The 26659-nt window shown below is 59.3% G+C and carries 23 protein-coding genes; 11 read left to right on the top strand and 12 right to left on the bottom strand.

Annotated features, from left to right (window positions below):
* Positions 1-151 precede the first annotated feature (151 nt).
* Both prmA and ACB035_RS07385 read left to right on the top strand, forming a co-directional pair.
* Positions 152-1030 (top strand): 50S ribosomal protein L11 methyltransferase, encoded by an 879-nt coding sequence (gene prmA / locus ACB035_RS07380; protein WP_005338919.1) that lies wholly within the window; start codon positions 152-154, stop codon positions 1028-1030.
* Between the two features lie 164 nt (positions 1031-1194).
* Positions 1195-1749 (top strand): sugar O-acetyltransferase, encoded by a 555-nt coding sequence (locus tag ACB035_RS07385; RefSeq protein ID WP_236357098.1) that lies wholly within the window; start codon positions 1195-1197, stop codon positions 1747-1749.
* 382 nt (positions 1750-2131) lie between these two features.
* Here the strand turns inward: ACB035_RS07385 and ACB035_RS07390 are convergent, their stop codons facing one another.
* Both ACB035_RS07390 and ACB035_RS07395 read right to left on the bottom strand, forming a co-directional pair.
* Positions 2132-2680, bottom strand: a complete 549-nt coding sequence (locus ACB035_RS07390; RefSeq protein WP_279464406.1) for an NAD(P)H nitroreductase — start codon at positions 2678-2680, stop codon at positions 2132-2134.
* 115 nt (positions 2681-2795) lie between these two features.
* The gene (locus tag ACB035_RS07395) at positions 2796-4835 is read right to left on the bottom strand and encodes an NADPH-dependent 2,4-dienoyl-CoA reductase (RefSeq protein ID WP_279464405.1); all 2040 of its coding nucleotides are present in this window, start codon (positions 4833-4835) and stop codon (positions 2796-2798) included.
* A 208-nt stretch (positions 4836-5043) separates the two neighbouring features.
* Here ACB035_RS07395 and sppA point away from each other — a divergent pair, with 208 nt between their 5' ends.
* The gene (sppA, locus tag ACB035_RS07400; RefSeq protein WP_371166981.1) at positions 5044-6888 is read left to right on the top strand and encodes a signal peptide peptidase SppA; all 1845 of its coding nucleotides are present in this window, start codon (positions 5044-5046) and stop codon (positions 6886-6888) included.
* Positions 6889-6979: 91 nt separating this feature from the next.
* Here sppA and ACB035_RS07405 read toward each other — a convergent pair whose 3' ends face one another.
* The 8 genes from ACB035_RS07405 to ACB035_RS07440 all read right to left on the bottom strand — a co-directional run bounded on the left by ACB035_RS07405 (position 6980) and on the right by ACB035_RS07440 (position 16128).
* Positions 6980-7900 (bottom strand): L,D-transpeptidase family protein, encoded by a 921-nt coding sequence (locus tag ACB035_RS07405; protein WP_005338927.1) that lies wholly within the window; start codon positions 7898-7900, stop codon positions 6980-6982.
* Positions 7901-8411: 511 nt separating this feature from the next.
* Positions 8412-9653 (bottom strand): tetratricopeptide repeat protein, encoded by a 1242-nt coding sequence (locus tag ACB035_RS07410; RefSeq protein ID WP_371166982.1) that lies wholly within the window; start codon positions 9651-9653, stop codon positions 8412-8414.
* Positions 9654-9664: 11 nt separating this feature from the next.
* On the bottom strand, positions 9665-10300 hold the full coding sequence (locus tag ACB035_RS07415) for an energy transducer TonB (protein WP_005343441.1): 636 nt from the start codon (positions 10298-10300) through the stop codon (positions 9665-9667).
* A 16-nt stretch (positions 10301-10316) separates the two neighbouring features.
* Complete coding sequence (locus ACB035_RS07420) at positions 10317-10724, bottom strand: biopolymer transporter ExbD (RefSeq protein WP_005338933.1); 408 nt, start codon at positions 10722-10724, stop codon at positions 10317-10319.
* Between the two features lie 67 nt (positions 10725-10791).
* Positions 10792-11319, bottom strand: coding sequence for a MotA/TolQ/ExbB proton channel family protein (locus ACB035_RS07425; RefSeq protein WP_005338936.1), 528 nt, complete (start codon positions 11317-11319; stop codon positions 10792-10794).
* Between the two features lie 10 nt (positions 11320-11329).
* Positions 11330-12703: a MotA/TolQ/ExbB proton channel family protein gene (locus ACB035_RS07430; RefSeq protein ID WP_005338937.1), complete on the bottom strand. Its 1374-nt coding sequence runs from the start codon at positions 12701-12703 to the stop codon at positions 11330-11332.
* Positions 12700-13464, bottom strand: a complete 765-nt coding sequence (locus ACB035_RS07435) for a DUF3450 domain-containing protein (RefSeq protein WP_371166983.1) — start codon at positions 13462-13464, stop codon at positions 12700-12702. Before ACB035_RS07435 ends, ACB035_RS07430 begins: the two co-directional genes overlap by 4 nt.
* Before the next feature lie 108 nt (positions 13465-13572).
* Positions 13573-16128 carry a TonB-dependent receptor gene (locus ACB035_RS07440; RefSeq protein WP_216951982.1) on the bottom strand — a complete coding sequence of 852 codons (2556 nt, stop codon included), beginning with the start codon at positions 16126-16128 and terminating at the stop codon, positions 13573-13575.
* Positions 16129-16867: 739 nt separating this feature from the next.
* On the opposite strand from ACB035_RS07440, the gene ACB035_RS07445 reads away from it, so the two are divergent.
* The 5 genes from ACB035_RS07445 (at position 16868) to ACB035_RS07465 (ending at position 23170) form a co-directional block, all read left to right on the top strand.
* Entirely contained in the window at positions 16868-17893 is a 1026-nt protein-coding gene (locus tag ACB035_RS07445) for an ABC transporter permease subunit (protein WP_031227629.1), read from the top strand.
* 2 nt (positions 17894-17895) lie between these two features.
* Positions 17896-18939 carry an ABC transporter permease gene (locus ACB035_RS07450; RefSeq protein WP_013724081.1) on the top strand — a complete coding sequence of 348 codons (1044 nt, stop codon included), beginning with the start codon at positions 17896-17898 and terminating at the stop codon, positions 18937-18939.
* A 149-nt stretch (positions 18940-19088) separates the two neighbouring features.
* Positions 19089-20906: an extracellular solute-binding protein gene (locus tag ACB035_RS07455; protein ID WP_371166984.1), complete on the top strand. Its 1818-nt coding sequence runs from the start codon at positions 19089-19091 to the stop codon at positions 20904-20906.
* Positions 20907-20937: 31 nt separating this feature from the next.
* Complete coding sequence (locus ACB035_RS07460; protein WP_371166985.1) at positions 20938-21996, top strand: ABC transporter ATP-binding protein; 1059 nt, start codon at positions 20938-20940, stop codon at positions 21994-21996.
* Positions 21997-22123: 127 nt separating this feature from the next.
* Positions 22124-23170 (top strand): ABC transporter ATP-binding protein, encoded by a 1047-nt coding sequence (locus ACB035_RS07465; RefSeq protein WP_371166986.1) that lies wholly within the window; start codon positions 22124-22126, stop codon positions 23168-23170.
* A 101-nt stretch (positions 23171-23271) separates the two neighbouring features.
* Here ACB035_RS07465 and ACB035_RS07470 read toward each other — a convergent pair whose 3' ends face one another.
* Positions 23272-23883, bottom strand: a complete 612-nt coding sequence (locus ACB035_RS07470; protein WP_005349421.1) for a YitT family protein — start codon at positions 23881-23883, stop codon at positions 23272-23274.
* A 309-nt stretch (positions 23884-24192) separates the two neighbouring features.
* Between ACB035_RS07470 and ACB035_RS07475 the strand changes: the two genes are divergently transcribed.
* The 3 genes from ACB035_RS07475 to ACB035_RS07485 all read left to right on the top strand — a co-directional run bounded on the left by ACB035_RS07475 (position 24193) and on the right by ACB035_RS07485 (position 26315).
* On the top strand, positions 24193-25206 hold the full coding sequence (locus ACB035_RS07475) for an NAD-dependent epimerase (protein ID WP_247823978.1): 1014 nt from the start codon (positions 24193-24195) through the stop codon (positions 25204-25206).
* 110 nt (positions 25207-25316) lie between these two features.
* The gene (locus ACB035_RS07480; protein ID WP_371166987.1) at positions 25317-25922 is read left to right on the top strand and encodes a DUF2076 domain-containing protein; all 606 of its coding nucleotides are present in this window, start codon (positions 25317-25319) and stop codon (positions 25920-25922) included.
* 204 nt (positions 25923-26126) lie between these two features.
* On the top strand, positions 26127-26315 hold the full coding sequence (locus ACB035_RS07485; protein WP_040068682.1) for a hypothetical protein: 189 nt from the start codon (positions 26127-26129) through the stop codon (positions 26313-26315).
* Between the two features lie 155 nt (positions 26316-26470).
* On the opposite strand, the gene ACB035_RS07490 is transcribed toward ACB035_RS07485, so the two are convergent.
* Positions 26471-26659: hypothetical protein (locus ACB035_RS07490; protein ID WP_371166988.1), on the bottom strand; the 189-nt coding region annotated here is incomplete at its 5' end.

Genomic DNA, 26659 nt, shown 5'->3' on the forward strand with positions numbered 1-26659 from the left:
AAACCGGTCGTCTTCGCCTGCATAGAGCAATACAGGAACCGTGCCAATCCGGCAAAAGCCCCCGTATCCCTCCACGTCATGGGCAAACCACGACAGCACTGCCCCATGATGGTAGAATCTCGCGGTTTCACATTTATGAAGAGTCGACGCCATGCCCTGGATACAAATTCGAATCAACGCCACTGCCAAGACCGCAGACAAGGTGAGCAACATGCTGCTGGGGCGTGGAGCCCAGGCGGTGACCTTTATGGATGCCAAGGATGTGCCCGTCTACGAACCCATGCCCGGTGAAACCCCGCTCTGGGGCGAGACCGAAGTGATGGGTCTGTTTGATGCCGAAACCGATCCGGCCCCCACCATCGCCTTCTTCCAGCAGATCTTCGGCGAAAACGTCGGCTACAAGGTCGAGCAGCTGGAGGACAAGGACTGGGTGCGCGAGTGGATGGATCACTTCCACCCGATGCAGTTTGGCGAGCGCCTCTGGATCTGCCCGAGCTGGCGCGACGTGCCGAACCCCGATGCGGTCAACGTCATGCTGGATCCGGGTCTGGCCTTCGGTACCGGTACCCACCCCACCACCGCCCTCTGCCTGCAGTGGCTGGACGGACTGGATCTGACCGGTAAAACCGTGGTCGATTTTGGTTGCGGCTCCGGCATTCTCGGCATCGCCGCCCTGAAACTGGGTGCCGCCCGCGTCATCGGCATCGACATCGACCCGCAGGCCATTCAGGCCAGCCGCGACAACGCCGCGCGCAACGGCGTCGCCGACCAGATTGAGCTCTATCTGCCAGCCGACCAGCCACAAGACGTCGAAGCGGACGTAGTGGTCGCCAACATCCTGGCCGGCCCGCTGCGCGAACTGGCTCCACTTATCGCTGGCCACGGCAAAGCGGGCAGCCTGATGGCCCTCTCCGGCGTGTTGGAGAGCCAGGCTCCGGAGCTGGAAACCATCTACGGTCAGTGGTTCGAGATGGACCCGACCGCAGTCAAGGAGGAGTGGTGCCGTCTCTCCGGCCGCAAGCACGGCTAAACATAGCTCCCGCTCTCAAGGCGGCAAGTCAGCATCTTTATTAAACAAGAGCACCCGCGGGTGCTCTTGTTGTTTCTCCCCCCTTTCCTACTCTGGGGGACGGTTCACGCTTCTCTGGCCAATGAGGGATTAACATCGTTCTTCCACATTATTGAGGCCCTGCCATGAGCGAATACCAGAAGATGATCAGCAGCCAACCGTACAACTGCATGGCACCCGAGCTGGCCCAGTTGCGCCGGGAGGCGGCACGGCGCTATCGCCGTTTCAATCAGGCGGAAGAGGAGACAGAGCAGCGGGCACTACTGGCGGAGCTGATTGGCGAACTGGCAGAGAATGCCTTTATCTGCCCGCCCCTCTACTGCACCTATGGCTGCCACATCCACCTTGGCGAGCGCAGCTACATCAATATGGGGGCTACCCTGCTGGACAACGCCCCCATTCGCATCGGCGCCCATGTGATGATTGGGCCAAACGTGCAGATCTATACCGCTGCCCATGCGCTGGAGGCCGATGAACGAATTCAGGGAACAGAGACAGCGCTGCCGGTCACCATTGAAGACAAGGTCTGGATTGGGGGCGGCGCCATCTTGCTGCCCGGCGTCACCATAGGGCGGGAGGCGATCGTCGGCGCAGGCGCCGTAGTCACCAAAGATGTACCGGCCGGTGCTCGGGTAGTCGGCAACCCGGCCCGGATCCTGCCAGCCAAAAACAGGGCATAAGGCTGCCAACCGGGCTGCATGACGATGCCGCCATCAACTCACAACAACCCTGACACCCCATAAAAAAATAAAGCCCAATGTCACGAAGACGTTGGGCTGTTAAAAGGTGCTACGGAATTGCGACTCTCATCGCAGAAAAATTAGAAGGAGTGCCCTTCTAAACTGGCAGGGAGATATTAGCGAATGCGCAAACGTTTTACATAGTGAAATACAACAGGATTGCGAGGTACATCGCACTATTTAAATAATTACCTGCTATGGCGCGCGAAGCCTCTTTGAGCCATTTATTTTCCCCAATTTCTCTGGTTACTATTCACGGTTAAACAGAAAAGCCCCGATTTCTCGAGGCTTTGCTTCTCTCAACCGCAACATGGCCGAAAAGTTAGAAACGGCGGACAAACTCATCGAGCGGCAGCTCGCGCAGTTTGCGTGCTTCCAGCATGGGGGTACCGAGGTAGAGGAAACCCACCAGCTGATCCTCTGCCGCCAGTCCCAATCCCTTGTTGATCTGCTCATCGAAGATAAACCAGCCGGAGCGCCAGATACCGTTGAAGCCCTGCGCCTGCGCCGCCATCTGCATCGCCATCAGGGCGCAACCTGCGGAGAGCTCCTGCTCCAGTTTCGGCACCTTGGGGTGATCCTGATAACGGGTTGCCACGGCGACGAGCAAGGGTGCCCGCAGCGGCGCTTCGCTGCACTTCTTGATGCTCTCTTCATCTTCGCCACGGGCACGGGCGGCGTCCGCCAACAGCTTGCCCAGCCGCTCGCGCCCCTCTCCTTCAAACAGAATGAACTGCCAGGGGGTCAGGGTGCCGTGATCCGGCGCGCGCAGGCCCGCCTTGAGAATATTGTCGAGTACCTCACCGCTCGGGGCGGGATCGGCGAGACGGCCACAGGAGTGGCGATTGAGCAACAGGGTGAGGGCATCCATGGGCAATTCCTTCTCTGGGGCAATGATGGCGCTACCTTAGCACAGCACCGAATGAAGAAAACCCCTGAGGCTCAGGGGTTTATCGCACTAAAAAGGGACAAGAGGGCACAGTTGGCTAGATGATCGCAGCCAGCTCGGCCCCTTGCCGGATGGCGCGTTTGGCATCCAGCTCGGCAGCCACGTCGGCTCCGCCGATGATATGCACCGGCTTGCCTGCCGCCTGCAACCCGGCCTGCAGCTCCTTGAGGGGCTCCTGCCCGGCGCAGACGATCACCTGATCCACCGGCAGACACTGCTTGCTCTCGCCCACCTGAATGTGCAAGCCCTCGTCATCGATCCCCAGATATTGCACCCCGGAGAGCATCTGCACCTTGCGGTTCTTGAGCACGGTACGGTGGATCCAGCCGGTGGTCTTACCAAGGCCGTCACCCACCTTGCTCTCCTTGCGCTGGAGCAGCCAGATCTGGCGCTCGGGGGCGTCGATTTCAGGAGCCGTGAGGCCACCGCGCTCGCCAAGCTGTTTGTCGATGCCCCACTCCTTGAGCCAGTGATCACGGTGCCCATCGGCATCCGTCTCCACCTTCTTCTCTACCCTTTTCTCCACAAGGAATTCGGCCACATCGAAGCCGATGCCGCCGGCACCGATCACCGCCACCTTCTGGCCGACCGGTTTGTGATCCCGCAATACATCGAGATAACTCATCACCTTGGGATGCTCGATCCCCGGAATATTGGGGGTGCGCGGACGAATACCGGTAGCGAGGATCACCTCGTCAAAACCGCCGCCGAGCAGGCTCTCGGCACTCTGGCGCTGGCCGAGATAGAGCTCGACGCCGCACTTCTCCAGCCGTTTGGCGAAATAGCGCAGGGTTTCGTGAAACTCCTCCTTGCCCGGGATCTGCTTGGCGAAGTTGAACTGGCCGCCGATTTCGCTGGCCTGATCGAACAGGCTCACCTGATGACCACGCTCAGCAGCGTAGCAGGCAAACGCCAGCCCGGCCGGGCCCGCCCCCACCACCGCCAGCTTTTTGGGCTGGGGCACGCGGCCAAAGGTCAGCTCGGTCTCGAAACAGGCGCGGGGATTGACCAGACAGGAGGCGCGCTTCTGCTTGAACACATGGTCGAGGCAGGCTTGATTGCAGGCGATACAGGTGTTGATCTCGTCCGCCCGGTTCTCGGCCGCCTTGATGACAAATTCGGGATCCGCCAGGAAAGGGCGCGCCATGGAGACCATATCCGCCTCGCCACCCGCCAGAATCCGCTCTGCCACCTCTGGTGTGTTAATCCGGTTGGTAGTGATAAGCGGCACCTTGAGATGCTTTTTCAGCTCGGCGGTCACCCAGCTGAAGGCGCCGCGCGGCACGCTGGTGGCGATGGTGGGAATACGCGCTTCGTGCCAACCGATACCGGTGTTGATGAGGGTCACCCCCACCGCTTCCAGCGCTTTGCCAAGGGCAATCACCTCTTCCAGGGTCGAGCCCTGCTCCACCAGATCCAGCATGGAGAGGCGGAAGATAATGATGAAGTCGGTGCCGACCCGCTCGCGGATGGCGCGGACAATCTCCACCGGGAAGCGCATCCGGTTTTCACTGCTGCCGCCCCAGCCATCGGTGCGCTTGTTGGTGCGCTCGCAAATGAACTGGTTGATGAGATAGCCTTCCGAGCCCATCACCTCGACGCCGTCATAACCGGCCGCCTTGGCAAGCGCAGCTGTAGCCGCGAAGTCGCGAATGGTGCCGCGGATCTGCCGCTCGCTCATGGCGCGCGGTTTGAACGGGGAGATGGGGGCCTTGAGGGCGCTCGGCGCCAGACTGAACGGATGATAGGCGTAACGACCGGCATGGAGGATCTGCAGCGCTATCTTGCCCCCCTCCTGATGCACGGCGCTGGTCACCTTCTTGTGCTTGCTCACCTGCCAGGGGAAGCTCAGCTGGGAACCGTGAGGCACCAACCGACCGCGCAGATTGGGGGCGATACCACCGGTGACGATAAGGCCAACGCCACCACGGGCTCGCTCGGCGTAAAAGGCGGCCAGCTTGTCAAAACCGCCCTTCTCCTCTTCGAGGCCGGTATGCATGGAGCCCATCAAGACGCGGTTGCGCAGCTGGGTAAAACCAAGGTCGAGCGGGGTCAGCAGGGTCGGATAGCGGCTCACGATGCCTCCAGTTAATTTTTTGTTATCAAACTGAGGCTAGAGTAAAGAATCGAAAATTCTTTTTCAAACAAATGTTTGGACAATTTTTCAGCGAACAGCCGTGCCCTGAACGAAGATAGACGGGATCCGCCAGTCGGAAATGGCAATTTCGCCCGCAACTGGTTAATAATGGCTCTTCTCTACCCATTAACAGGGCGATAACGCGACTATGTCTATTTTCAAAGGTCTGGGTTGGTTGTTCCGCAGCCTGTGGCGCCTGCTCAATTTCACCCGGCTGATGCTGGTCAATCTGCTGTTTCTCATCGTAGTGCTGGTCATCGTCTTCAGCGTCAGCCAGAAAGAGGCCCCCAAGGCGCCCATCGAAGGGGCGCTGACCCTCAATCTCAACGGCGTGCTGGTGGAGCAACGCTCCCAGACAGATCCCACCGTACAACTGCTGCGCAAGATGGACAGCAGCGACGAGCAGCCGAGCGAGATCGTCCTCTCCGACCTGCTGTGGGCCATCAAGAGTGCCAAGGATGACGAGCGCATCAAGGCGCTGGTGATCAAGCCGCAAGGGCTGCAGGGGGCCAACTTCACCAAACTGCAGGAGGTGGCGAGTGCCATCGACTCCTTCCGGGAGAGCGGCAAACCGGTGATCGCCATGGCTGACTTCTACACTCAGGGGCAATACCTGCTGGCGGCCCACGCCGATCACGTGCTGCTCAACCAGAGTGGCGCCGTGGTGATCGAGGGGCTTGGGGTCTACCAGACCTACTTCAAGTCGGCGCTGGAGAAGCTCAATATCACCCCGCACGTGTTCAAGGTCGGCACCTACAAATCCTTCGTCGAACCCTATACCCGCGACGAGATGTCCCCCGAGAGCAAAGAAGCGAACCAGCGCTGGCTGGATCAGCTGTGGCAATCCTATGTGGCTGACGTAGCCGAGCAGCGGGAGATCGAACCCGATGCGGTCGCGCCGGGCAAGGATCGCTTCCTCGAGCTGCTGCGCAAAGCCGGTGGCAATGCCGCCAACTACGCCCTCGACAACGGGCTGGTGGATCAGCTGGCCACCCGCGACGAGATGACCCAGGCGGTCATTAAAGAGGTGGGTGAAGCGGACGACCACGGCTGGAAAGGGGTCGGCCTGAAAGAGTATCTGGCTGCCATTCCGGAACAATATCCCCAGAGCGGCAAGGATGAGGTGGGTCTGGTGGTCGCCAGCGGCGCCATCATGGATGGCGTGCAGCCTGCCGGAACCATCGGCGGCGACAGCCTCTCCGATCTGCTGGCCGATGCTCGCCGCGATGACAAGGTCAAAGCCGTGGTCCTGCGGATCGACAGCCCGGGCGGCAGCGCCTTCGCCGCCGAGCAGATCCGCGCCGAGCTGCTGGCCCTGAAACAGGCGGGCAAGCCGGTGGTGGTATCCATGGGCAGCTACGCCGCCTCCGGTGGCTACTGGATCTCCGCCGATGCGGACAAGATCTTCGCCTCCCCGACCACACTCACCGGTTCCATCGGGGTGTTCGGCATGTTTGCCACCATCGACAAGGCGTTGGCCCAGTTCGGCGTGCATACCGACGGGGTCGGCACCACAGATTACGTCGGCGTAGGCCCGACCCGCGCCCTGCCGGATCACGTCGGTCAGGCAATCCAGCTGAGCGTGGAAGATACCTACCAGCGCTTCATCGGTCTGGTCAGCAAGGGCCGTGGTCTGAGCCCGGAAGAGGCAGAGAAAGCGGCCGAAGGTCGGGTCTGGACCGGCGAAGATGCCAAGGCCCTGGGGCTGGTGGACAAGTTCGGCAATCTGGATGACGCCATCAAGGCCGCCGCCGAACTGGCCAACCTCAAGGAGTGGCAGGTGACCCCCATCGAGCAGGAGGAGTCCACCAAGGACAAGTTCCTGCGCCAGCTGTTTGACAGCAGTGCCCAAGTGCTGGCCCCCCAGTTGCAAAGCTGGCTGCCGGCTGGATTTGGCAAGGCATTGGTGGAAGTGAACCGCAGTCTCGACCCGCTCACCCGCTTCAACGATCCGCAAGGCACCTACGCCTTCTGCCCGGTCTGCGTGCAGTGAGCAAGCGGTGACTCACCCATAAAAAACGGCGACCATCTGGTCGCCGTTTTCTTTATTCAGCCAGTGCGCGCGGCACCGCCAACTTGCTCAATCAGGGATTGAGACGGGTCGGCATACCGGTACGCTGTTCCAGCACCTGCTTGACCACGTTGGAGTCAGACTCGGCGTGAGCGATGAAGCGGGTGATGGCCGGTGTCATCGGGAGCGGCACGGAGGCGGTGGAGTTGAACTCCTCCTCGGTGCGCGACAGCGGCTCGTGTACTTCCATGTAGCGACCGCCATCCGGCTCGACCGTGGTCTTGACCGGCTGGTTGACGAACTGGACGCGGGTGCCGACCGGCACGTTGTCGAACAGATACTTGATGTCGTCAGCGCGCAGACGCACGCAGCCGCTGCTCACCCGCAGACCGATACCGAAAGTGGCATTGGTGCCGTGGATGGCATAGAGGTTGCCAATGTAGAGGGCGTGCAGACCCATGGGGTTATCCGGACCGGCTGGCCATACTGCCGGCAGAGTCTTGCCCTGGGCAGCATAGCGGCGACGGATGTTCTCGGTCGGGGTCCAGGTCGGGTTGGCGCGTTTGCGCTCTACCTTGGTGATCCAGTTCTCCGGGGTGTTTACCCCCAGCTGACCGATGCCGATGGGCAGCACTTCCACCACGTTCTTCCCTTTCGGGTAGTAGTAGAGACGCATCTCGGCAACGTTGATGACGATCCCTTCGCGGGGCGCGTTGGGCAGGATCAGCTGGTGGGGGATGATCAGGGTGCTACCCGCTTTCGGCAGATAGGGATCAACGCCCGGGTTGGCTTCCATGATGTTGGTCAGACCCAGCTGGAAGTCAGCAGCGATCTGCTCCAGCGGACGGTTGTCCGCAGGCACCACGTATTCCTGGTTTTCACCGATCAGGCGGCTGTTGGCCGCAGGCAGACGGTACTCGACGGCGGCAGCCTGCTGGCTGACCAGCGCAAATGTGCATAAAAGGGCCGAAGCGGCAGTGCGAAGGGGATTCATAAAATTCCTGTGTGGTTTCCTGTACCAAATGGGCCGGGGGCCGTCTCATCCTCGGTCTGCCGGTGGCGGGTCAACCTGCCCCACGACGCCAATAACCGAGCGCGCATTCTTTCCTGAGTCGGCCAAAATTTCAACTTCCATATGTTGCTTTTCTTGTTAAAAGTAGCCGTTTTCGGTGTGACGCTTATCAACAGGGCAAAAGCCACACAGGCAAGTCGCAGCAAAGAGAAAGATGAATGGCACGGCCCGCCTGTCAGCAAGCCACCCGAGCCCCCATCAACCACAACGCAGCGCCACCTTGCTTCACGGTTGCAGCCCTAGCTGAAACGTTTGTCACACCGGGAGAGATAGACCAATGTCGATGGAGGCTCTGTATTGGCATGAAGAGGGATAAAACCGCGCATCGGCCACCCGCCGGTGCTGGCAGCCACCATAAAAAAACCGCTCCGAAGAGCGGTTAATGGAGCCACCAGGCAACCATAAAAGGGACTACAGGTAGTTGTCATTGGAATTACTGGACGGCTGCCTCCCCTGCACCGCTCTGCTCTTTGAGGAAGCTGATCCACGGAGATGCCCGACCGCTGACGTTGCCATTCTGAGCAGCCTGGGTGAAGGCGTTGAGGGCCTCCTTCGGCTTTTGTTGCTCAAAATAGGCGACCCCGGTCAGGAACTTGAGATCCGCCCGCTGTTCACCATTGGCATTGGTTGCCGGTTTGGCGGCCAGCGCCACCAGATCCTGATAGCGTTTGCTCTGGATCATCATGCGCGCCATTTTCAGCTGCAATTCGGCGCTCGGGGCCAGCTGGTAGGACTTGGCCAGGGTGTCGATGGCCGGATCCAGCTCCTTGGCCTGATGCCAGTAGTTGGCCAGGGTCTTGTAGTTGCTGGCGCTCTGCTCAATCGCCCCATCCTTCATCCCCTTCTCCATCACCCGTGCGGCGCGATGGGGAATGCCGGTGAAGGCGAGGTAGTTGGCGAGGCGCTGCAGCTCGGCAGCCTCGGTCAACATGCCGAGGTTATAGGCCGACTCCAGCGCAGCCAGCGCCTTGGCATCGTTGCCTGCCTGCATATGCATGGCCGACAGCTGGGTCCAGTACTTCTTCTTCTCCGGGAACATGTTGACCAGAGAGGTCAGCACCTCGGTCGCCGGTTTGTACTGTTTCAGCTCGTAGTGAGCGCCCATCTTCAGCAGATACCAGGACTCCGGCGCTTTACCTGCCGACAGCTTGATCGCCTGATCCACTGCTGGGATCGCGTCACGGTACTGCTTGAGCTGCACGTGTGCGTTGGCCAGCGTGATATAGGCATGGGAGTTGGGCTTGTCATCCTTGCCCTGGTTGGCAAACCACTCCTTCATGGTCTTGATCGACCCCTGATAATTGCCCTCAGCCATATAGAGCTGGGCCAGGTTGTAGCGCACCTGCTGGGCCACCGGTGGCGGCAGGCCGCCTGTCGCGATGGCATCGGCAAAGTACTTGGTCGCCTGACCGTATTTCTCCTGCTGAGCGGCTACGAAACCGAGGGTCTGCAATATGACCCCCTTGTCGTAGACCCGCTCGCCCGCGCCGGAGAGCGCGTCTTGCAGCTTGGCATTGGCCTCGCCGTATTTCTTCTCGGTGATCAGCTCCTGCGCCTTGTTGACCGCCCGATAGGCCCGATCCGACAGGGCCGGCTGCTCGGCGGCCCAACTGGCGGTGCTGAGCAGCACCGCCATGGCGACCGGGGCGAGGATCATCTTGTGTAACTTGTTCATCGCCACCTTCCTTAGTTGACCGCAAACTCGATCTCTTGCTGCATACGGCTCGCCTGCGGCTTGCCATCCACCATGGCCGGTTTGAACGTCCACTTGGCGATGGTTTTGCGCGCCTCTTTGCCGAGGTCATAACTGCGCGGCTCTTCCTTGACGATCCGCACGTTGCTGACGGTACCGCGCTCGGTGACGGTGAACTCCACCAGCACCTTGCCGGAGGCCAGCCCCGCCAGTGCCGCCTTGCGGGGCATCATGGGCTCGAAGGTTGCCAGCGGAATGGCGCCGTTGTTGCCACCGACTCCGCCACCACCACCGCCGGTACTGTAGGCACCCAGCGCGTTGCCACCACCGATGTTGACCGGGATGTCGAGCTTGGGCATGTCCATCGGCGCGCTCTCCATCTTCGGCCGATCCGTGCTAGCCACTTCCATCTCGGGAGGCGGCGGCGGACGCTTGGGCGGCGGCGGTTTGGGCAGCTCCCGCTGTTTCTCTTGCAGGGTCTCCTGGGGCTTGAGGCGGATGAAATCGGTCATGGTGACGTCATCCTTCTCCACCAGCTCCCGGTGATCCGGTGTGATCAGCTTGTTCATTCCCAGAAACAGAAAGAACACCACCACACAGGAGACCGCCAACGATATCAGGTATCTCATAGGTCTCTCTCCGGCATCAGCTGCTCTTGTCTGCCGCGATGGAGATGTTCTGGACACCGGCCATGCGGATCTGATCCATGACCTGCACCACCAGACCGGAACGGGATTCGTTATCGGCCTGGATCACCACGGCACTCTCCGGGTTTTCGGCCCGCAGCCGCTCGATGTTGGCGCGTACCGCCCCCACCTCGACCACCCGCTTGTCGACCCAGACCTGACCGTTTTCGCGCACCGCGACCATGATATTGCCCTTCTTCACCGTCTCGGCCGTGCTGGCACTGGGACGGTTGATCTCGACACCGGACTCCTTGACGAAGGAGGTGGTGACGATGAAGAAGATCAGCATGATGAACACTATGTCCAGCATGGGGGTCAAATCGATAGCCGCCTCGTCAGCACCGCTGTCGCTGTAACGTTTTCTCATAGCAGAAACTCCTTGCTTGTTCTGTGCCACCGGCAGGCCATGCCTCGCCGGGGGTATGCATCCTGCATCAACCGTGTTTCAGGTTGTCTTCCAGCTTTTGCACCGCCAGTTTGGCCTTGTGATCGAGCTGGTTGACAAAAAACAGGCCGGAAAGGGCGGCGATCATGCCCGCCATGGTCGGTACTGTTGCCTTGGAGATCCCCGATGCCATCGCCCGCGGCGAACCGGTACCGGTGATGGCCAGGGTGTCAAACACCTGCACCATCCCCACCACGGTGCCGAGCAGCCCCATCAACGGGCAGAGAGCGATCAGCACCTTGATGACCGGCATCCCCTTGTCCACCGCCATGGCAACCCGTGAGACCAGCTCGCGCCGGATCTGCTTGGCAGACCAGGAGAGATGATCGGTGCGAGCCAACCAGGTGGCCTTGGTCTGCTTCACCTGCTTGGGGTAAACCGCCATGAAGTAGAACCAGCGCTCCAGCAACAGGGCCCACATCATCAGGGTCAGGAAGAACAGGGCGACCAGTACATCGCCCCCCAATCCCAAAAACCGGCGGACCGACTCGACTTCTTCAATCAACCAGAACCACATGGGTGACTCCTTACGCTGCGGCTTTGGAGGCGTGCAGACGTTCCTGATAACGGGCGACGAAACCGGCGCTCTGCTCTTCCAGCACCTGGATCAGACGACGGCTCTGGGTCTGCACAATGGTGTAGAGGAACAGCATGGGCACCGCGACGACCAGACCCTGCATGGTGGTCACCAGCGCCTCGGAGATACCGCCCGCCATCAGCTTGGGATCGCCGGTACCAAACAATGTGATGGCCTGGAAGGTGGCAATCATCCCCACTACGGTACCGAGCAGGCCCAGCAGCGGCGCGACGGAGGCGATCAGCTTGATGAGGCTGATGCCCTTCTCGAACTTGGGCACGTTGCGCAGAATGATCTCGTCGAGCTTGGACTCCAGATCCTCGATGTTGTCACCACGATGGTTCTGGTAGGCCCCCAGCATGTCACCAATGGGGTTGCCCTTGATGATCTGATCGGATTTCAGCTGCTTGCGCATGGACGAACCGATCAGCGACAGGCGGATACCGCAGAAGATGGCCAGCAGGGTACCGATGACCCCCAATGCCAGGATCACATAACCCACGGAACCACCCTGATCGATACGCTCCTTGAGGGTCGGTGACTGCACCAACAGGGAGAGGATCACGCCGCGAGACGGGTCGATAAAGATGGGCTTGACCCCGTCACCGCCCTGTTCAAACTCGGCGATGGGAGCCAGCACACTCTTCTCCGGTTGACGGGAGAGCTGCTCGAATTTACCGGTCTCCGGCACGAAGGTGAGGTACTTGCCTTCGGAGACAGTGTTGAACTCGCCGATCTGGGTGACAGTCTTCTCGGCCTGGTTGCCTTCGCCATAGACCACGGTCGCCGGGATCTGGCTCACCTTGCCACCGTCCACCATGCGACTGAGGGTGGTGGTCCAGAACGCTTCCAGATCGTCGCTGGAGGGGAGCTCTTTACTCTCGGCCAGACGGGTCAACAGGGCGGATTGCTCCGGATGCTCGACCCGACGAGCGGAGGCGTTGAAGATCCCCTTGAACTCCCCGGCAAACTGACGCAGCACCCCGAACATCTCGCCCATGTTGCCGGAACGCTGGCGCAGGGTTTCAGTCAGCTCGGTCAGCTGCTTGTCGTTGGCATCAAAGGTCGCCTTGAGTTGCTCGCCCTTGGCGGTTTCGGCAGCCAGCTCGGCCTTGGCCTTGGCCAGCAGCGCCCCCTGCTCGTTCTTGTCAGCCAGGAAGCGGGCTTCCCGCTCCTTGTTGAGTTGGGATTCGCTCAGGCTGGAGGCCTTGACCTGATTCAGCAGCGCATTGAGATCCACCGGTTTTTCGGCGGCGGTCACCGGCAGGGTGACCAGGGTTGCTCCCGCAATCAGGGAGGCAATAGCAAGTTTGATTCCTTTCATGATGCTTTCTCCGCAGTTTGAACCGGCAGCTTGATCAGCGCGGGAGGCGCCTGCTTCTTGGCGATGCGAAGGCCCTGTTCAACCGCACTGCGATACTCCTGGGGCAAGGCTTCCCACTGACGAGTCTTCTTGTTCCACATGCCGGTCTCCTGACCATCCGGAGACTGGTAAAGCAACGCGATGCGGCCAACACGCAGGAACTCGTAGGTCTTCTCGCTGCCATCCTTGTCCAGGCTCGCCTTGTAGGCCTCGATGGTGCGGCTGAAGCCCTCCTCGATCTGGTAAGCCTCCAGGATCTTGCGGTACTTCTCGGAGATGGTGACATCGGCCCGGTTCATCAGGTCGGTCAGGGCCGCCACGCGGTCCTCGCGCTCGACCTTCTGGAACGGCAGATCCAGTGACACAAACTGCTCGAGGGAGTCGATCATCTTGAGCATCAGCGGCACCACTTCGGTGCTGGTCTGGTCGATCTGGGCGATCTGCTTTTGCATCGACGCCAGCTCGGCACTCTGGGACTCGACCATCTTGCTCACCTGCTCGTTGTAGGTGCGCAGACTGTCGACCTGACGCAGGGCGGCCTTGTACTGGGCCAATGCGGATTCGGCAGATTCGGCATAGCTGTCGATCTTCTGCTGGGAAACTTTTGATGCGTTGTCGGTGGCGGCTTGAGCGTCCACGGCCTGACCGGCAGTGGCGGCACTCAGATTGAAGCTGGTCAACAAGGCGGCCGAAACCAGGCTGCCAAGGAGCGCTTTCTTCATTGTAATGGTCCTTGTCTTCATAGGATTACCCTATCTCCGTAACTTCCTTGGACGTTGGGCACAGCCGACCCGACCGGGCCGGCTGAGGTTGTATATCAACGGGGTTGATTAGAACTTCTGGGTGTAGTCGATGTAGTAGACCCGTCCGTCAATGCTGTAGAGGTATTCATCGTAGGTGTAACCATCATTTGACAGGGAAGGTCCGCGGTTGAACATGTTCTTCACGCCGGTCTGGATCTTGGCATTCCAGCTGGTATCGACCGCGACATTCAGGTTCCAGATGGTGTTGGAAGCGATATGCCCCTCTTCCTTGTCATCCACATAGTCCTGGCTCTGGGAGTCGATATAGTTGGTGCTCAGGTAGGTATCCAGATTCCAAAGCTGCGGGAAGTTGGCACCGATCCCGGAGTTGAAACGGAAGTCGGGTTTGCCATTCCAGCCCTTCTTGTCAACCATTGGGCCACCAGCAAACAGACCTTCCTCATATTTCAGGATGTAGCTGCTGCCAAAGTCGTAACGCAGGGTGAAGGAGTTGAAGTCGTACTTGTAGTCCGCCTTGAAGTCGATACCACTGGTCTTGAGTTGCCCCAGGTTGACCATGCCGGCATAGACCTTCTCGACATCGCCATTGGCGTCACGAATGACGTTCGGGTTGCTGCCGGTATTGAGCTCCTGATAGAACTGGGTCTGGGTGGTAGCCAGCTGGATCACGTCATCAATCTTGATGTAGTAGTAATCGAGCGACAGGTTCAGATTGTCCAGCGGATTGTAGGCCGCCCCGATAGTGAAGGTATTGGCGGTCTCTTCCTTCAGGTTCTTGTTGGATTGACGTGTTGTCTCGTACTGCTCTTCGGAACAGTTGGCAATACCATTGGCCTGGCAGTAGACATAGTCCTTGGCAAAGTCCGCTGACTGGGCATCCGCCGCATAGAGATCATTCAGACCCGGCGCGCGGAAAGACTGGGACCAGGAGGTACGGAACATCAGCTGGTCGAGCGGCTGATAACGCAGACTCGCTTTGGGCGAGAAGGCGCTGCCAAAGTCGCTGTACTTGTCGTAACGACCCGCCAGGTTCAGCTCGATCTGCTCGGTGATGGGGATCAGGCTCTCGATGTAGGTGGCAAACACATCGCGCACACCGCTACCGGAGTTGCCGGATGAACCCAGTACGTTACCCGCTTCGGACTGGCTGTCGTAGGTGTCGGAGTAAACCCAATCGTTATACTCGGCCCCCAGATACCAGCTGACCGGGCCAGCAGGCAGTTCGCCCATCTCCCAACCCAGACCGCCATACCACTGGAAGAAATCCATCTTGGAGTTGCGGCTGGTGGTATAAGAGAGATCCTTGGTGGCATCAGCGGAGAAGCTGCCGTTGACGAAGTTTCCACTGTTTACCTGAGTCTGAACCGCCGGCTCCAATACATAGCCATTACCAATACTCTGGTTATCTGTCTTGGAGTACATGTAACCAGCGTTCCACTCCAGATCGCCAACCGCCTCGGTCGGAACCACCCCTTCAAAACCCAGGTTCAGGGTACCGGTCAAGTCGGTCACTTCATTGTCACGGGGACCGACGTTGTTGAAGCGGTAGTAAACCGTCGCAGCCTTGGCGGTGCTGAAGTTGTTGGCAGACAGGACTGCAGCGCTTTCAGGGGTGGAGCCATCCACGGTGAAGGCACCGGCAGCAGGGGCGAAACGACCAAAACTGGTGACCCGGGAACCTATCATCTGTGGCACGAAATCCACATTGTCGTTGATATGGTAGCGGCCGTTGACATAGACGGTGTCGCGAGTACGCGAGGCGGTCTTGGCTGCGACTTGAGCAAAGTCGAAGCGGCAAGCCGTACCCTTGGTGACAAAACCGGCGCCGGTGCTTTCACAGTCGACCCCATTCAGAGTACGGGTTACGGTCTTGCCAGTTGCCGCGTCTACTCCCTTGATATTGCGACCATAGAGGCTAGGAGACTCAGCCCCCTGCTTGGCCAGATAGTCACGATCCTTGTAATAGATTTCGTCTTTGACATCATGCTCGTAGACCATCATCAGGGAACCTTTCTCACCCGAAATACCGCTGACGATGGAACCACTCTGTTCGTCACCACCTTCCTCGGTCGGTGAACCGACGCGCCCCTGGAATGACAAACCTTCAAAACCCTCTTTGAGGATCACGTTGATAACGCCACCGATGGCATCAGAACCATACAGGGCAGAGCCACCGTCCAGGTTCACTTCCACCCTCTCAACGGCAGCCATGGGGATGGTGTTGAGGTTGATGGCGGTGCCCCCCATGGAGGGAGAACCGGCGATACGCTTGCCATTGAGCAGCACCAGTGTGCGATCTTCACCAAGGCCACGCAGCCCTACTGTGGCTTGTGATTGGGCGGAACTACCGGAGGATGGGGAGAAACCACCAAAGGAGTTATAGGAGGCCTGTTTCAGATAATCCGCCACAGTCTGCTGACCAGACTGTTCAATTTGGGCTTTGCTGACAGAGACAACCGGAGTCGCCCCCTCAACATCAACACGGGAGATACGGGAGCCAGTGACTTTGATTTTCTGCAGTTTTTCGACGTTCTGCCCTTCTTCGGCAGATACGGATGGGGCCGCCGCAAGGCTCGCCAAGGCGAACGCAATCGCAGCAGAGATTCTGCTCTTCCTAAGCATCGCTTATATCCTTCCTGGTTGTTTATTGTTTGCTTCCTGATACCGCCCTCTTTGGAGCGATGTGTAAGGCTTATCAATCTTTGACTAGCGACGTCAATGGAGCAGGGGTATGGCGAGGTCAGGCGCAGAATAAGCGGTGTGTATTAATTTTGACCGGCATAATTAGTGAATAATTCTGCCAAAAACAATCTGTACAATGTAAAAGCATTGTTAAATGGCGTAAATGGCGCTGAATTAAAATTTGATGAACTTATTAGTTAACGTGCTGTCCGTTTATATCTTATTTTGATTTATTGGCATTAATAAGAATAAAACACTAACTTCATGAGGGTTGCACCTGACCGTTCTCATAGGGATAACAGATAAAATCGTCGAGATGATATCGTTTTCCTTCAATTTCACCACCCAAACAAAAACATTGTAAATCAACAACTTAAAAACATTTAAAACTCAAACAAACAGCTGTTTATATTTTTTAAAATAATGTTGAGCAGTAGCGTTTTGTTTTGATTTTCACTTTTCAGATAAAAAACGTCATTTTTCGGTGCTTTTGGTCTCAGCGGGTCATTTGTCCCAGTTTTCCATTTCCTTGTACTTGATTTTTGTTGCAGAGCTTTTACAGTGGCCAAGCGGATTGTCTGCTGTTTGGCAACCAATCCAGCGCGTAATGCCAGGAAGGACAGGCCCGTCACCGGATTTGACTGGCCGCAAAAAAGAACAACAAGGACGAGGTTCCACCATGCTGTCGTATTTCCTACGCCGGATGCTTTTGATCATTCCGACGTTTCTCGGTATCACCCTGCTCGTCTTCACCATCACCCGTTTCGTGCCGGGCGGTCCGGTCGAACGCATGCTGCTGCAAGCCCAGGTTTCCCAGAATGAATCTGGCCGCTCCAGTGGCAGCAAGGGGGCGCAGGCCCTCTCCGATGAACAGATCGAGGAGCTCAAGGCCTTCTATGGCCTCGACAAGCCCATGCTGGTCGCCTATTGGGAGTGGCTGCAGAAGCTGGCGGTGCTGGATCTGGGCGAATCAACCCGCTACTACGAGCCGGTGTGGGATCTCATCAAGGAGCGGCTCCCGGTCACCGCCTTCTTCGGGCTGGCAACCTTTCTGCTGAGCTATGCGGTCTCCATTCCGCTGGGGGTGGCGAAGGCGCTCAGGCACAACAGCCGCTTCGACTCGTTGAGCTCCATGCTTATCTACATGGCCTATGCCCTGCCCGCCTACGTGGTGGGGATCTTCCTCATCACTGTCTTCGCCTTCCATCTGGAGTGGCTGCCGATGGGCGGTTTTCCGGGGGATGACTTTGAGTACATGGAGAGCAGCTGGGATCAGATCCGCACTGTCTTTGCCCACGCCCTGCTGCCGCTTATCGCCTACGCCATCGGCGATTTCGCCATCCTCACCATGACCATGAAAAACAGCCTGATGGAGAACCTGTCGGCCGATTATGTGCGTACCGCCGTGGCCAAGGGACTGCCATTTCGCAAGGCGGTCACCGACCACGCCATGCGCAACAGCCTGATCCCCATCGCCAGTCACCTGGGGTCTGTGCTCACCGTTTTCTTTGGCGGCTCCTTCCTCATCGAGACCATCTTCAACATCGACGGCATCGGCCTGCTCGGTTACGAGGCTATCGTCGAGCGGGATTACCCCACCGTCATGGGCATTCTGGCCATCACCTCCATGCTGATGCTGATTGGCAATATCGTCTCCGATATCTGTGTTGCCCTTGTTGATCCGCGCGTGCGGTTTGGAGACTGACCATGAAGCTCAATCCGGTTACCTTGAAAAAACTCAAGCGCTTCAAGTCGATCAAGCGCGGTTACTACTCCTTCATCATCTTCACCACCTTGGTGCTGCTCTCCCTGCTGGCGGAGCTGCTGGTCAACAGTCGGGCACTGATGGTGAGCTATCAGGGCCAGCTGCACTTCCCCACCTATGGCGATGTGATCCCCGGCCAGCAGTTCGGGCTCGATTACGAGTACGAAACCAACTACCGCCAGCTCAAGGCCAAATTTGCCGCAGAGGGCCAGGGCGACTGGGTGCTGCTGCCGCCGGTGCCCTGGAATCCCTACGAGCAGGATTTCAAGGAGGATGCCTACCCGCCCTACGCCCCCAGCGCGGCCGAGCGCCACTTCCTCGGTACCGACACCAGCGGCCGCGACGTACTGGCGCGGCTGGTTTACGGCTTTCGCATCGCCATCGGCTTTGCCTTTATCGCGCTGGCGGCCAGTTACGCCATCGGGGTAACCATCGGCTGTCTGATGGGCTTTCTCGGCGGCCGCTTCGACCTCATCCTGCAACGCTTTATCGAGATCTGGTCCCAGGTGCCGTTTCTCTACGTCATCATGATCCTGGTGTCGCTGGCCAAGCCCAACTTCGGCCTGTTTGTTGCCATCAACGTGCTGTTCGGCTGGATGGGGATCACCTGGTATATGCGCACCCTCACCTACAAGGAGCGGGCGCGGGACTATGTGATGGCGGCGCGGGCACAAGGGGCAACCACCGGGCGGATCATCTTCAACCACATCCTGCCCAACACCCTGATGATGATCGTCACCCTGGCGCCGTTCGCCGTGGTGGGCAATATCTCCACCCTGACGGCACTCGACTATCTGGGCTTCGGGCTGGCACCGCCGACCCCGAGCTGGGGGGAGTTGCTCTCCCAGGGCATCAACAATCTGGATGCCATCTGGATCGTCAGCTCGGTGGTGGCAGCGGTGAGTCTGGTGCTGATCATGGTCTCCTTTATCGGTGAGGCGATCCGCGAGGCGTTCGATCCACGTAAATTTACCCGTTACCAATAAGCCAGCCGATGCCAGCGCATCGGCAGGCGTCGGGTAACGAACAGTGATTAATGAAGGACGGGCCGCCGCCATCGGCGGTCCCGGGAGCAAGGGATAATCCCGTTATCAATCAAGACCCCCAGTGCAGGGGCCAGACCTGGAAGTCAAACATGAAAAATAAAATCAAATGGATAGGTGCTCTCTTTGTGCTGGTAAACGGATCCTGGGTCTGGGCGGCCAGCCTGCCCGCGGATCTCAAATGGGAGACCAACGACACGGATCCTGTGTTCGCCTCCCCCAAGGCGCTGCCGGGTGGCAACCTCAATATGTTTGTGGAGAGCTTTCCGCTGACGTTCCGCACCGTAGGGCCTGACTCCAACGGATCGTTCCGTTCCTTTATTCTCGATAACCAGTTGCGACTCATCAGCTTTCACCCCAATACCGGCAACCCCATCCCCTCGCTCGCGACCCACTGGGCCATCGCGCCAGACAGCCAGACCGTCTACTTCAAGCTGGATCCCCGCGCCAAATGGTCGGATGGCAAGCCGGTCAATGCCGATGACTACACCTTCGGCTACGAGATGATGCGCTCCAAACACATCAAGGGGCCCTGGTTCAACAACTACTACACCACTGAAGTGGTAGCGGTAGAGAAGATCGATGATCACACCATTATGGTCAAAGCGGGCAACCGCAAGGCCAAGATGGACCTGCTCAACACCACCGAGCTGTGGCCCCAGCCCAAGCACTACTACAAGCTGACCCCCAACTGGGTGAAGCAGTACAACTGGGCCGTGGTGCCCACCACAGGTCCCTACGTGATCAGCGACGTCAAGAAGGGCAAGTCGGTTACCTTCAGCAAGCAGAAGGATTGGTGGGCAAAAGACGATCGCTATAACCAGCACAGATTCAACATCGACACCATCAAGGTGCAGGTGATCCGCGACCACAACATCGCCTTCCGCCACTTCCTGAAAGGGGAGATCGATACCTTCGAGATGATCCTGCCCAACTGGTGGCATGAAAAAGCGGTCACCCCGGAGTACAAAAAAGGCTACGTGCAGAAGGTAATGGCCATGACCGATACCAAACAGGGCGGTCAGGGTGTGCACCTCAATGTGGCCAACCCCAAGCTGGCGGATGTGAACGTGCGCCTCGGCATCCAGCACGCCTTCAACATCGACAAGATGATCGAGACCGTGCTGCGCGGCGACTATGACAGAGCCACCACCTTTGACTCGGGCTTTGGCGAGTTCACTGACATCACGCTGCCACAGCGGGCTTATGACATCGGCAAGGCGCGGGAGTACTTTGCCAAGGGCGGCTACAACAAGCCGGGGCCGGACGGCATCCTGCACAATGAGAAGGGGGAGCGGCTGACGCTGGCACTCACCTACACCAGTCAGGAGCACTCCAAGCGCCTGACCGTGCTGAAAGAGGAGGCCAAGAAGGCGGGTCTGGATCTGGAGCTCAATCTGGTGGATGGCGCCACCGGTTTCAAGGTGATGCTGGAGAAGAAACACGAAGCGGCCTGGCTCGGTTGGGGCGGCGGCGGTCTCTATCCGCAATATTGGGAGTTTTTCCACTCCGCCAACGCCAACAAGCCGCAGACCAACAACCTGTTCAACGTGGCTGACAAGGAGCTGGACGCGCTGATCGATGTCTACAACGTCGAATTCGACATGGCCAAGCGGGCCAAGCTCTCCCAGCAGATCCAGCAGCGCATCTATGACCTCGCCATCTTCGTGCCCGGGGTGCAGCTCAACTATGTGCGGGCCAGCAGCTGGCGTTATGTGATGCTGCCGGAAGTGCCTGCCACCAAGAACACGCCGGATCTGCTCTACTGGCCGATGGACGGTTATCCTCACAGTAGTGGCGGTTTGCTCTGGCTCGATCCCAAGGTGAAGGAAGAGACCCGCAACGCCAAGGAGGCAGGGGAGGCGCTGGCGCCCATCAACCTGCTCGACAAGACCTATGCACGTCATTGATATTCAGGCCATTGCGAAGGGAGCAGCCGTTATGCCCAACACCCAGGCCCCCATTCTTGACGTACCGGATAACGGGGGGGAGTTCGCCGCTGATCACGGCCAGCACCAAGCCTCGATTCTTGAGGTAAGCAATCTCGAGGTGGAGTTCGCCGTCGATGACGGCAAGATCAAGGTGCTCGACGGGGTCAGCTTCAAGGTGGCACCGGGCCAGACGCTGGGGATCGTCGGCGAGTCTGGCTGTGGCAAGAGTGTCACTTCACTCGCCATCATGGGGCTGCTGCCCAAGCCCCACGGTCAGGTGGTAGCCGGTTCTATCCGCTTTCAGGGGGAGGAGCTGCTGTCGCTTGCGCCGGATCAGATGTACAAGGTGCGCGGCAACCGCATCTCTATGATCTTTCAGGAGCCGATGACGGCCCTCAACCCGGTGCAGACGGTCGGTGAGCAGCTGATGGAGGTGTTTCGCCTTCATCGCCCCGAGTACGACAAGGCCCAGCGCAAAGCCGCGGCCATCGCCATGCTGCAGAAGGTGGGGATCCCGGAACCGGCCCAGCGCTTTGCGGTCTATCCCCACAACCTCTCCGGCGGTATGCGCCAACGGGTGATGATCGCCATGGCGCTCTCATGCGAGCCGGACCTGCTTATCTGTGACGAGCCGACCACGGCACTGGATGTCACCATTCAGGCCCAGATCCTCGAACTGATGAAAGAGCTGCAGGCCCAGACCGGGATGGCCATCATCTTTATTACCCACGATCTGGGGGTGGTTGCAGAGCTGTGTGACGAAGTGGTGGTGATGTACGCCGGCCGCGCGGTGGAGCAGGCCGACGTGTTCGAACTGTTTGACCACCCCCGTCACCCCTATACCCACGGCTTGATGAGCTCAATCCCGCGGCTCGAGGATGAGCCCAAGAGCCTGCTCAAGACCATCAAGGGACAGGTGCCAGCCCTGCACGAGATGCCCGCTGGCTGCCGCTTCTTCAACCGCTGCCCCCATGCAACCGATCTCTGCATCAGCGCCATTCCGGCGGTGGAGCAACTCAATCCGCGCCACCATGTCGCCTGTCACTACTGGAAGGAGTTGACCGTATGAACGCGCTTGCATGGGTCATAAATGTGCGACCGCTATTCCGGGGTAAGCAGGCAGCATTGCCCATGGCGCGGCTCAATCCCCCTCATTCAACACATGTCGCCTGTCACTACTGGAAGGAGTTGACCGTATGAGCACTCTGTTATCGGTCAGGGATCTGAAACAGCACTTCCGGCTGGGAGGCGGGTTCCTGCGCAAGCAATATACGGTTCACGCGGTGGATGGCATCAGCTTCGACCTGAAACAGGGAGAGACGCTGGGGCTGGTGGGTGAGTCGGGCTGCGGCAAGTCCACCCTCGGGCGCAGCCTGCTCAAGCTGTTCGAGCCGACCGCAGGCACCATCACCTTCGAGGGGCGCGACATCACCGCCCTTAGCCCGAAGGAGATGCGCTCCCTGCGTCAGGAGATGCAGATGGTGTTTCAGGACCCAGCAGAATCCCTCAACAGCCGCCACACTGTGGGCCAAATTTTGGAGGAGCCCTTTATCATCCACGGTAAAGGCAACACTGAGCAGCGCCGCGGCTGGGTGCAGGAGTTGCTGGCAAAAGTGGGCCTGCCGGGCAGTGCGGTGGATCGCTACCCCCACGAGTTTTCCGGCGGTCAGCGCCAGCGGATCGGCATCGCCCGCGCCATCGCCCTCAAGCCCAAGCTGCTGGTGTGCGACGAGGCGGTCTCGGCCCTCGATGTCTCGGTGCAGTCGCAGATCGTCAACCTGCTGCTCAGCCTGCAGCGGGAGATGAACCTCTCCATCATCTTCATCGCCCACGATCTGTCGGTGGTCAAACACATCTCGGATCGCATCGCGGTGATGTATCTGGGACGGATCGTCGAACTGGCGGATGCCCAGTCGCTCTATCTGGCGCCGCGCCACCCTTACACCCAGGCGCTGATCTCTGCCATTCCGGTACCGGACCCGCGCAGGCGCAGCCAGCGCATTCTGCTGACCGGCGATGTGCCCTCCCCCATCTCGCCGCCAAGCGGCTGCCACTTCCACCAGCGCTGTCCACATGCGACCGAGCTGTGCAAAAGCAAGGCGCCCAAGCTTGAGGCGTGTGATGAGGCCCATCATCAGGTGGCCTGCCACACCCCGCTCGCCGTCAGTGGTCACGCTATCAGCGGCAGCGCCATCAGTAGCAACGCCATGAGCGGTGACAGCAGGCTGGAGCAGGCAAGCTAGGCGCAGCGAACAAACCCCAGGGTAGAAACAGACGAGGCGGCCATCAGGCCGCCTCGTGCTATCGGGTCACGCTTGTCTTATCGAGCCACTGCCGCAGCTTGTCAGGCAATCTGGTAGCGGCCCGGCTTGTGGTTGAGTGTCAACACCAGATTACAGATAACCGCCGCCACGATGGAGAGCGCTAGGATCCAGGGCTGCACCACGAAAAACGAGGCAACAACAATGGCGCAATCGAGCCCCATCTGCAGCTTGCCCGCCCGGATGCCAAAGCGATCCTGAATAAAGAGCGCCAGTATGTTGAAGCCCCCCAGACTCGACTTGTGACGGAACATGATGAGCAGCCCCATACCGATCAGGGTACCGCCGATCAGCGCCGCATAGAGCGGCTCTATCTTGCCGATCTGCAACACCCCGTTGAGGTGATCGGTCATGTAGGAGACCGCCGCCACCGAGACAAAGGTGTTGAAGGTAAAACGTGGCCCCATCCGCAGCCATGCCAGCGCATAGAAGGGCAGGTTGATGCCGAAAAACAGCAGGCCGAAGCTGATGCCGGTCACCTTTTGCAGCAGCAGCGCCAGCCCGGCAGTCCCGCCGGTAAGCAGGCCAACCTGATGAAACAGAAAGATGCCGAGGGAAACAAAGCCGGCCGCCGTCAGCAGGGCCAGCACATCCTCATAAATAGGATGAGCAGTGCGAATCGAGGTGTTGTCCATAACCTGTATCCAAGCGAAGTAAAGAGAGAGTGTCTGTCGCCTGCCGTTGCGGGCGGGCTGCGAGCCCTGTCCACAGGGCTTCGTTATGGGGTCCAGTCTATTTTTTGTGAAAAGGATCACAACAGTCAGGCTGAACGCCCCAATCTGGTGCATGTCATCTGGCATTGACACTCGCTGCACCAAGATGCAGCATGCCGCGCCGACAGAGGCGGTTTGCCATGGCACAAACGCGCCGGCTCTGCTACAAAGCGCGCAGCCCCCTTTTCCCTTCACCGTAAGGAGCCCCATGACCTGCACAGGACCCCAACCATGACGTATCTGGTCACCGGCGTCGCTGGCTTTATCGGTTTTCATGTGGCCAGCCAACTGTGCGCCGCAGGTCATCAGGTGGTGGGGATCGACAACCTCAACGACTACTACGAGGTGAGTCTGAAAGAGGCGCGGCTGGCCCAACTTGCCAGTTTCCCCCATTTTCGCTTCGAGCGGCTTGATCTGGCAGATCGCGAGGCGATGGCGACCCTGTTTGCCAGCCACGGTTTCGAGCGGGTGCTCCATCTGGGGGCGCAAGCGGGGGTGCGCTACTCCATCGACAATCCGTTCGCCTATGCCGACAGCAACCTCACCGGCATGCTGACGGTGCTGGAGGGGTGTCGTCACCACGGGATTCAGCACCTCATCTACGCCTCCTCCAGCTCGGTCTATGGCATGGGGGATCAGATGCCCTACTCCACCGCGCAGCAGGTGGATCACCCGGTCTCCCTCTACGCTGCGACCAAAAAGAGCGGCGAGCTGATGGCCCACGCCTATTCGGCGCTCTATGGCCTGCCCACCACAGGGCTGCGCTTCTTTACCGTCTACGGCCCCTGGGGCCGCCCCGACATGGCCATCATCAAGTTCACCCGCGCCATCCTCGCGGGAGAGCCTATCGACGTCTATAACAACGGCGATCTCAGCCGCGACTTCACCTTTATCGACGACATCGTCGCTGGGATCCTCGCCGTCGCCGATCAGCCGCCCCGCCCCAATTCCGATTGGCACGCCAGCGAGCAGAGCGCGGCCGAGAGCGCAGCCCCCTACCGCATCCTCAATATCGGTAACGGCCAGCCGGTGCGGCTGCTCGATTTTATCGAGGCGCTGGAAGAGGCCATCGGCAAACCCGCCATCAAGCGGATGCTGCCGATGCAGGCAGGCGACATGCACGCCACCTGGGCCGACAGCGAACCGCTGCACACCCTCACCGGCCTGCGCCCCGCCACGCCCCTCAAGCAGGGGGTTGCCGAGTTTGTCCGCTGGTATCTCGACTACTACCAGCCCGACCGCTGACGAACGCGGGTAGACCCTCGGTCATTGATGAGTTAATCAGATACCACTGATGCCCCGCGGGTTTTAGGATGGCTGAACGCACTGTCTGCGCACCATAGCGAGGATTTGAGATGCAACAACAGGAACAGGGTCTGATCGATGGACTGTTCGACCGCCTCAAGCAAGCGCAAGCCAGGGATAGCAAGCGAGACCAACAAGCGGATCAGCTGATCCGCCAACATCTGGCCCAGCAGCCCGATGCCCCCTACTACATGGCCCAGGCGCTGCTAATTCAGCAGGCAGCCCTTACTCGCCTCAACGAGCGGGTCAAGGAGCTGGAAGCCAGCCAGAGCGCCTCAAGTGGTGGCAGTTTTCTCTCCGGCCTGTTTGGTAGCGAAAGCAGCCCGCCCCCGCGCTTCACGCCGCCACCGGCATCCGCTCCTGCCCAGCCAGCATCCCGTACCAGCTCCTTTTTGGGCGGCGCCCTGCAAACCGCCGCCGGTGTGGCCGGTGGCGTGATGCTGGCCGATATGATCGGCGGACTGTTTCACAACAATCGGCCCGAGGAGATCATCGACATCATAGAGCCAGCGCCCATCGCCAATCCGGTCGATGCGGAACCGGTGCGCTGGGACGGCTGGGATTCACCTCCCGATGCTGGCAGCAATTTTCTCGACGACGATAGCCAGAGTAGCGGCTGGGCCGACAGTGACGATAACAACGACGGTTTCTTCTGACCGTCAAACCATTACTGGCCCCGCACCTAGCGGGGCTCAACTCGATACGAAACCCATGACTATGGAAAGTGTGATGACACCACGGATCGGCAGCGGCATGACGCGATATACTCAGCGCGCTTCGTGCCACCCGGGAACAACTCCCGACCCCAGGCGCTCTGTCCGTGGCCACGCAACACCCCCATGACGACAAGGAGCCACCTCATGATCCGAACCCTGCTTTTGACCGGTGCCGCCATTGCGGCCTATGCCCTGACCCAGAGCCACTCTCTGCTTCCCCTGCTCAGCCTGCTGGCCCTGCTTTCGCTCTGGGTTGTCAGCGAAATTGGACTGATATATCGCCAGTTACCAGCCGCCCAACCAGACGAATCTACCTACCACTTGGATGTCTGAGTTTGTTAAGAAATCCTTATGCCAACGCTTCTTCATCTAACAAGGTCGATATCATGAACTCAACTTCCCCACTTTATTCGAGCCTGATACTACTTGCTTGCCTGCAAAGTGCTTCGCTGTGGGCGCAATCCCCATGCCCAACAGGGGATGACTGCTCAACACTTAGTAACAACCAACCAGTCTCCGTACTGGGAAGCAACGGTGGTAACGGTGGTAACGGCGGTAACGGCGGCAACGGCGGCAACGGCGGCAACGGCGGCAACGGCGGCAACGGCGGCAACGGCGGCAACGGCGGCAACGGCGGCAACGGCGGCAACGGCGGCAACGGCGGCAACGGCGGCAAC

The organism is Aeromonas sp. S12(2024), from assembly GCF_041402305.1.
Classification (GTDB): domain Bacteria; phylum Pseudomonadota; class Gammaproteobacteria; order Enterobacterales; family Aeromonadaceae; genus Aeromonas; species Aeromonas veronii.